Annotated in this window: 5 protein-coding genes; 4 read left to right on the top strand and 1 reads right to left on the bottom strand. The window is 67.0% G+C overall.

Annotation, left to right across the window (positions count from 1 at the left end):
• Positions 1-392: 392 nt before the first annotated feature.
• On the top strand, positions 393-3371 hold the full coding sequence (gene glgP, locus JNK68_00335; GenBank protein ID MBL8538794.1) for a glycogen/starch/alpha-glucan family phosphorylase: 2979 nt from the start codon (positions 393-395) through the stop codon (positions 3369-3371).
• A gap of 327 nt (positions 3372-3698) precedes the next feature.
• On the opposite strand, the gene JNK68_00330 is transcribed toward glgP, so the two are convergent.
• Complete coding sequence (locus JNK68_00330; GenBank protein ID MBL8538793.1) at positions 3699-4235, bottom strand: response regulator transcription factor; 537 nt, start codon at positions 4233-4235, stop codon at positions 3699-3701.
• A 624-nt stretch (positions 4236-4859) separates the two neighbouring features.
• Here JNK68_00330 and JNK68_00325 point away from each other — a divergent pair.
• From JNK68_00325 to JNK68_00315, 3 genes are all read left to right on the top strand, one after another.
• The gene (locus tag JNK68_00325) at positions 4860-6032 is read left to right on the top strand and encodes a hypothetical protein (GenBank protein ID MBL8538792.1); all 1173 of its coding nucleotides are present in this window, start codon (positions 4860-4862) and stop codon (positions 6030-6032) included.
• Between the two features lie 28 nt (positions 6033-6060).
• The gene (locus tag JNK68_00320; protein ID MBL8538791.1) at positions 6061-7158 is read left to right on the top strand and encodes a hypothetical protein; all 1098 of its coding nucleotides are present in this window, start codon (positions 6061-6063) and stop codon (positions 7156-7158) included.
• 29 nt (positions 7159-7187) lie between these two features.
• Positions 7188-8356, top strand: a 1169-nt coding sequence (locus JNK68_00315) for a hypothetical protein (protein ID MBL8538790.1), incomplete at its 3' end; no start/stop codon positions are given.

The raw sequence follows: 8356 nt of genomic DNA, 5'->3' as shown, positions 1-8356 counted from the left end.
CCCTTGCGCTGGATCAAACCCGCACTGGCGCGGCGTACACTGTCACGGAATGGTGCAACTGCGAATGCCGATGCCTGTATTCAGCAGGCCGCATGCCACGGACCTCATCGGTCGCCGTTCGCGGCCTGTGTGCGGTCTCTGGCTGGTGATCCCGCGTGCGGGATGCCTGCCTGCAGCCCCAAGTCTGTTGCGAGGAGGGACATCTGTCCCGGTATGGAGCGGCGCTGGGCGCTTACCTTGTCGGGCTTGCTCGGCGCCGTGTTCGGGGCTAATTTGAAACTGTTCCGGCCAGGCGCATGCGGGGCGGTCGACTCCGGCTCGCACGAGGACGTCTTGTGCGGCCTGGGTGACTGGAGCGGATCTGCGAAGCATCGCCCAGGGGAGGACCGGTCATGGTCAGTGAAAGGCGGCGCGCGCTGCTGTTCTATGCTGCGACGGACGAGCCGAGGGTGGTCGAGGTCATCCCCGGCCTGGACCGGCATCATGTGGACTACCATCTCGACGCGGAGATCAGGAAGCGGCACGACTGGCGCGAGGCGTTCGAGGCGGCCCTGCGCACGTCCTCCGTCTATGCCTTCTTTGTCTCGCCCGAGTTCGTTGCCTCGGACTGGGCGCTGCTGGAGATCGGACCCGCGCTCGCGCGGGTGCGCGAATCGCAAGCGTCCGCACTGCTGGTGCTGCTGCGCGATATGGTCGTGCCCGAGCCGCTGCGGGGGTTTCGCGCGCTCGATGCGAGGCACATGACAGGGCACGAGATCGCGTGCGAGATCGGTGCCGAATTCGACCGGGAGGCGACCACGGTCGACGCATCGCACCAGCACTCGGGGCGGGCTTCGCTTTCCGCCGACGCCGGCCACGAGCATTCGCGCACCGGCCTCAGCGCCGATGCGATCCGGCGTGATTTCCTTGGCAACCTCTTCTGTCTCCAGGCCCGCTTCCCCGCCATCGCGACCAAGAACGACCAGTACATGGCACTGGCGTACACGGTGCGCGACCGCTTGCTCAAGCGCTGGATCAATACCAGCTCCACGTATCACGCGCGCAAGGTCCGAACGGTTTGCTACATGTCGGCCGAATTCCTGCCCGGCCCGCACCTGGGCAATGCGCTCATCGCCCTGGGGATCTGGGAACCCACCCGGCAGGCGATGGCCGCGCTCGGCATCGCGCTCGAAGACCTCCTGGAACAGGAGCAGGAGCCCGGTCTCGGCAGCGGTGGCCTCGGGCGCCTCGCCGCGTGCTATCTCGACTCCCTCTCGACCCTGCAGATCCCCGCCATCGGCTACGGCATCCGCTACGAGTTCGGCATCTTCGAACAGGCGATCAAGTACGGCTGGCAGGTCGAGCTCGCGGACAACTGGCTCCGCTTCGGCAACCCCTGGGAGATCGTGCGTCCCGAGCTCGCCTTCGAGGTCAAGCTGCGCGGGCGTACCGAAGGAAAGTCCGATGCGGATGGGCGATATCGCGTGCGGTGGATTCCGGATGTCGTGATCCGGGGTGTTGCCTGCGACACGCCGATTCCGGGTTACGGGGTGGGCACCGCCAACCTGCTGCGCCTGTGGAAGGCCGAGGCGTGTGAATCATTCGATCTGCAGGCCTTCAATCGCGGCGACTACTACGGCGCAGTGCGCAGCAAGATCGGCTCGGAGACGACCTCGAAAGTGTTGTACCCGAACGACGAACCGGAGATCGGCAAGGCACTGCGCCTGCAGCAGCAGTACTTCTTCGTCTCCTGCTCGCTGCGCGACATGCTGCGGATCTTCTTCCAGGGCGAGAGCCGGATCGAGCGCTTCCCGGAGAAGTATGCCGTACAGCTGAACGACACTCACCCGGCGATCGCCGTGGTGGAGCTGATGCGGCTCCTGCTCGACGAGTACAACCTCGAATGGGACACCGCCTGGGACATCACGCACCGCACTTTCGGCTACACGAACCACACGCTCCTGCCTGAGGCTCTGGAGACCTGGCCGGTGGCGCTCTTCGCGTCGCTGCTGCCGCGCCACCTCGATCTCGTCTTCGAGATCAACCGCCGCTTTCTGGACGAGGTGCGCAGCCGCTACCCTGGCGACGACGCGCGCGTGCAGCGCCTGTCCCTAATCGACAACCACGGCGAGCCGCGCATCCGCATGGCGAACCTCGCGTGTGTTGCCTGCCATGCCATCAACGGTGTCGCGGCCCTGCACACCGAGTTGCTCGAGCAGGAGACCCTGCGCGACTTCTACGAGCTGTGGCCCGCAAAGTTCAGCAACAAGACCAACGGCGTGACGCCGCGTCGGTTCATCGTGCTCGCCAACCCTGCACTCGCGCGCCTGCTGGTCGACCGAATCGGCACCCGCTGGATCACCGACCTCGCCGACACCGGCCGGCTCGAGCCCTTCGCGGACGAGGTGGGATTCCAGGAGGACTGGCGAAGGATGAAGCGCGAGGCGAAGGTGAATCTCGCGCGGCTGATCCTGCGTTCGACGGGCGTGACTGTCGACCCCGACTCGATATTCGACATTCAGGCCAAACGCATCCACGAATACAAGCGGCAGCATCTTAATGCGCTGCACGTGATCACGCTCTACAACCGCATGCGCCGGCATCCGGACCGTGGTCACGCCAAGCGGACCGTGATCTTCGCCGGCAAGGCCGCACCCAACTACACGATGGCGAAGCTCGTCATCAAGCTCGTCAACTCGCTTGCGGAGGTGGTGAACAACGATCCGGCGGTGCGCGAACTGCTCAAGGTCGTCTTTCTGCCAAACTTCAACGTGAAGAATGCGCACCTGGTGTATCCCGCGGCGGACCTGTCGGAGCAGATTTCCACAGCGGGCAAGGAAGCCTCCGGCACCGGCAACATGAAGTTCGCCATGAACGGGGCGCTCACCATCGGGACCCTCGATGGCGCAAACATCGAAATCCGCGAGGCGGTGGGTGTTGAGAACTTCTTCCTGTTCGGCCTTACCGCAGAGGACGTGCACCGCACGCTGCGCGAGGGCTACCGACCGCACGATGTCTACGAGCGTGATCCCGAGCTGCGCGAAGCCCTGGACCAGATCCGCGACGGGTTCTTCTCCGGCGGCGACACCGAGGTTTTCCGCCCGCTGGTCGATAACCTGATCCACCATGATCCATATCTGGTGCTGGCGGACTACGCGGCGTACGTCGCGTGCCAGGACAATGTGCAGCGGGCGTACCACGATGTGCCGCGCTGGACCCGGATGTCGATCCTGAATGTCGCCCGCATGGGCCGGTTTTCGTCCGATCGGGCGGTGCGGGAGTACTGCGAAGACATCTGGAAGGTGTTGGCAGTGCCGGTGACGAGCGACCCCGATCTGGAACCGCGCCACGGCTCTAACGAGACTCTGAATTATTCGCCAAGCTGTGTTTGATGGAGAAGGCGCGACTAGGACGATGAATGCACGATGACGTAGGGAAAGCAGAGGACGCTTTCGATGGCGGGATCAACCGTATCGCCAAGCTGACACGACGCGCGAACTGTATCTCGTCGACTTCAACGAGATAATGCCTTGGTCGCTGCTGCGTGCCTTCGACGAATCCGTCTACCCCAGACCGCGCAGCGGCGCGGCGATGGGTTTGGAGCGCATGCTGCGTATGTACTTTCTGCAGCAGTGGTTTCCTCATCCAGGGGTGCTATCTGTTCGGCGACATGCACCACGCAGCAGTCCGACGCGCCGATCTCGCACGCCCCACGTGCCTCACGGCAACTCCTCCCGCCGCTTGAAGGATTGCGCGTACCGATACACCAGTGCACCGCGCGAGCGCACACCGAGCTTGCAGTAGATGGTCTTCAGGTATGACCGGACCGTGAATTCGCTGATGTGCAGGCGATCTGAAACCTGCTTGGTGAGACAGCCCATGCTGATTAACTGCACTATCTGGAGTTCGCGGTTTGTGAGACGCCCGTGGAGGTTGTCGCCTTCGTGCGGCCCAGCGCCGTCAGGCGCGGACGCTTCGCCCGACTGCTCCTCCTCGGGCACAACGGCGTATCGGTGGCCGTCGATGTCGAAGTGTGTTACCTCGCCGGGCGCGTATACCAGTCGTGCGCGCGCACTTCTGTGTGACGCGACATGACTCGGCACGATATCGTCGACGCAAACGACGCGGAGCCTGCGCGCACCCATCTGGAAAAACCCGAGCGCGGGTGGTATGCCCTTGGGTGCCGCCGCGACGGGCGTCGGATTCGTTTCCCTCTCGGCTGGAACCGTAATGCGATTGGCAAGCTTGCCGGTCACGGCGGAGAGCGCCGATTTAGCGCTGCCGGAGCCCTCTGAAAGCGACGTCGCCTTCCCTGTGCGCCTGGTTGCCATAACCATCTGGTGGATGACGCGTGCTGTCGTTGGGGGATACGCTCGGTGCCGCTGAGCCCAGCTCAGAGGCGGCGTTTGCCGCTGGGCTTCGAGAGGGTCGTCTAGCAACTCGCTGCGATGCGACCTACTGTTCTACCCAGCATCCGCGCAGAAATGCCTGGGAAATGGCACACCCATGACGCGCTCACAGTCCCTCCAGACGAAGAACGCACTCCAAGGCTCTAATGTCAACGAGCTACGAGGGCATTGTTCATCCATGCGCCTCGCGCGTCAATCATTCAATCGCCCAAAGAACCCGCCCATTTGAGGGAGTCGCCATACAGGCGTGCGTCCTAGGACGTGCGTGCGGGCTGCAACCTTCGCACCCGTTATCTCGCTCGCGTTCGCATCGACGAGCCTCGATCGGCGAGTACGAAGATGGCGTTGTCACGGTGCACCGGAGTCCCTTAGATTCTGTACAACGCAAGGTCACGTTCGCCGCGCCCAGGTGTGTGACGACAGCGACGCGGCTGCGCACAGCGGACGCGGAGACGACGGAGGCATTTGACGATGACACCATTCGACAGCGACCAGCTCGACGAGCTCGATGCCGCCGACGCAGCAGACGACTTGTCGCCGCAATCACCCTTTGACGAAGGAGAGGCCGGCGACGGATTTGAGGACCAACTCGATGTCGGCGACAGTGCCGAGGACGCATTCGACGCGGGCGACTCAGATGCGGCCATGGAGGCGTACGCGGAGGATGCGGCGTCAGATCTCGGCGACGGTTTCGAGGAGGGCGCCGATGACATGACCGTGTGGAACGCGTTCGAGGAAGAAGTGGCCGACGCGCTCGACTCAGCAGACGACGACGAGTTCCTTGGGCGCCTGCTTGGCGGTCTTGGGCGCGCGGCGGGTGTGGTCAGCCGTGGTCTCGGCGCGGCCGGCGGCGCTGCCGGCCAAGTGCGCGGCTTTGCGCAGCGCGCGGGTCGGGTCGCCGGCCAGGTCGGCCGTGTCGCGGGCGCCGTTTCGCCCGCGGCGCAGGCGGCCGCGCAGCTGGCAAGGATGCTCGGCGCGCCCGGACTTGCGGGCGGGCTCTCGCAGATCGGCGGCGCTGCGCAGGCGGTGCAACGCGGCGCACGTCAAGCGCGCGGTGTCGCCGGTTCCGTCGGACAGGCCGCAGGCGGCGCGCAGGGTCTGTTCGGACAGCTAAGCCAGCTCCTCGGGCAGGGCTTCGACGAGATCGACGCCTTCGACGCCATGGCCGACCTCTACGAAGAGGAAGGCGTGGACGAGGCGCTGCCCGCGGTGGTTGCGTTGGCCGCGCGGGCCGCCGCACGCGGCTTGGGTTTCCGCAACATCGCTCAGCTTTCACTCGCCGGACGGCGCGCCCTCGTCCGCGGCATCGGCGCCGCAGCGCGCGAGCTTGCCCGCGGCGGAACGCCGGGTGCCGTGCGTGCGCTGCCTCGTCTCGCCACGTCGGCGGCGCGCGTTGCGCAACGACGCGCGCCGACGCCCCAAGGCGCCGTGCAGGCGATGCGCCGCGGGCTGCCGCGCGCGGCGCGCCGCGTCGCACGGAACCCCGCGCTGGCGCGGCGTCTTGGACAGACACCCGGCGGCGGCTCCCGGCCGCTCGCGCGCCCGACCGACATCGGCCGCGGCGCAACCGCTGCGCGTCCCGCAGCCGGCCCGCGGACCTACCGCTTCCGGGGGCCGGTCACCTTGACCATCAACCCGCGCTAACCGGCTTGCCGCGGAAAAGGAGCCACTCATGGACCGATACGACGCAGATGTGATGGACGACCTGATGTACGACGCTGCTGAAGGCCCTGCGCGCAGCTCGATGGACGCCTACGACGAGTTCGACGAGGGGGATGCCTACGAAGAGTTCGAGTCGGGGGATGAGGGCGACGACGAATTCATCGGGCGTCTCCTCGGCGGGCTTGGGCAGCTTGTCGGTGGCGGCGGCGGGCAATTCGAAGAATTCGACGAGTTCGAGGAAGGCGACGAGTTCGAGGAAGGCGACGAGTTCGAAGAAGGCGACGGATTCGAGATGGCGGAAGAAGACTTCGACGCCATGGAAGACGCGGTCGCCGATGCGCTCGATGCCGGTGACGGGGACGAGTTTTTCCGCCGCCTGCGCCGCATCGCTAGCGGCGCGCTAAACGTCGCGCGTCGCGTCGGGCGCGGCGTCGGCCAGGTTGCGCGCGTGGTGGGCCCAATCGCCAGCATGATCCCGATCCCGCAGGCGCAGCTCATCGGCCGTCTTGCGAACGTGGCGGGCCGGCTGCTGGCCGACGGTGCGGACGAGTTCGAGACCTTCGACGACCTGGTGGACGGACTCGACGAGGATTCGATCGACGCCGCCGCGCCGGTGCTGGCCGGCATGATCGTGCGCCGCGCCGTGCCTGCGGTCGCGCGTGCCGCCACGCCCGTCCGTCGAGCGGTGGTGCGCACCGTGAGCCGCGCAGTGCGTCAGGCCGTGCGCCGCCAGGGCCCACAGGCGGCGCGTGCCGTCGCGCGTGCCGTCACGACGGCACGGCGCATCGCGCAGCGCCGCCGCATGCCGCCGCGCGCTGCGGCGGCTGTGGTGCGCCGCGCGGCGACCGCCGTGGCGCGGCGTCCGCAGGCCGTGCGGCGCCTCGCGCGTCCGCTCGTTACGGCCCAGCGTCGCGCCACGGCGCGCGGGCAAGGGGCTCGCGTCGTGGCTCGCGTCGTCGCGCCAGTCGCACGTCGGGCGGCGGCTGCCGCGCCTGCGGCAGGTGTGGCGCGCCGCGTTGGTGCAGTGGCCGTCGGAGGGTGTCCCGCCTGCGGCAGGCGCCGCATGATGCTGCGCGGTCCGGTGACCATCACCATCCGTTCGCGTTAGTATCAGCCCCACGCCCGATGAGCGTGCCCATGGACCTGCGCCGCTTCCTCCAGGCCAAGATCACCGGGCTCTCCGCCCGCCTGAGCCGGCTGGCGCGCGTGGACAACGCGTTCGTCGGGCTGCGTCCCCAGGACATGCCCTACGCGCCGTCTCGGCAACACTTCGAGGTCGCGAACCGGCGCCTAGGGCAGGTCGAGGAACGAATTCGCCGGCGATTCGAGCAGCTGCGAGGATGGGAACGGCGGCCACCGCAGACCGTACTCATCGACGTGGCGCTCGTGGAACGTGAGCTCGACCGCGCGCGGCGCCTTTTCGGAATGTTCTACGAAGTGTTCGCCCAGCGCGGTACGGCGTTCGCGCCATCGCTCGCGGCGCACGATACGATCGCGGAGGACTGCTATCGCGCCATCCGGCAGGCGGCACCGCGCATCTTCACCGGCCCCTTGCTGAAGCCCGTGTGCTACATGGAGCACGGCTACTCGCCTGCAACCATGCGCCGCGGGGTCTCGCTCTCGCGCCTGCTCGGCGAGCCGAATCCGTTCCCGCTCATCAGGATTCCATGGGATCGGGACCAGCCGTGGCAGTCGGTGTTCCTGCATGAAGTTGCGCACAACCTCCAGGCCGATCTCGGCATCTGGCAGGAGAATCGGCAGGCGGTGCTGCGGCGCGTGATGGGATCGGCGCGCGATCCGTTCCTCGCGACAGTGTACGGCCGCTGGCACAAGGAGATCTTCGCCGACCTCGCCGCGATCCTGCTCGGTGGGCCGGCGGCGGCCTGGGGCATGGCTGATTTCCTGGCGCATCCGCAGCCGCGCACAATGACGTACCGGCCCGGCGGCGCGCATCCCACGGCGTACCTGCGCGTGTACCTGCTCGCCGAGATGATGCGCCGCATGGGCTTCCCGCGGCCGGCCACGCGGTTGCTGCGCGTGTGGCAAGGGCTCTATCGCGCGCGCACCGGCCATCGGATTCCGCCGCCTCTGATGGCGAGCGCTCCGCGCGTAATTCCGATGGTGGTCGACGAGATCGCGTTCCAGACGCGCCGCAACCTCGCGCAGCGCGCGCTCGCGGACATCATTCCGTTCCGCGCCGAGGACGAGGAGGCCATCCGCGAAGGCGCGCGCCTGCTCGCGGAAGGGCGCGCGACCGACCTGCCGCCGCGCCATCTGGTCAGCGCCGCGCATTACGCGCTGGAGCA

This window comes from Betaproteobacteria bacterium, from assembly GCA_016791345.1.
Taxonomy (GTDB): Bacteria; Pseudomonadota; Gammaproteobacteria; order Burkholderiales; family JAEUMW01; genus JAEUMW01.
The sequence above is the reverse complement of the archived record's forward strand: the minus strand, read 5'-3'. Positions and strand labels throughout refer to the sequence as shown.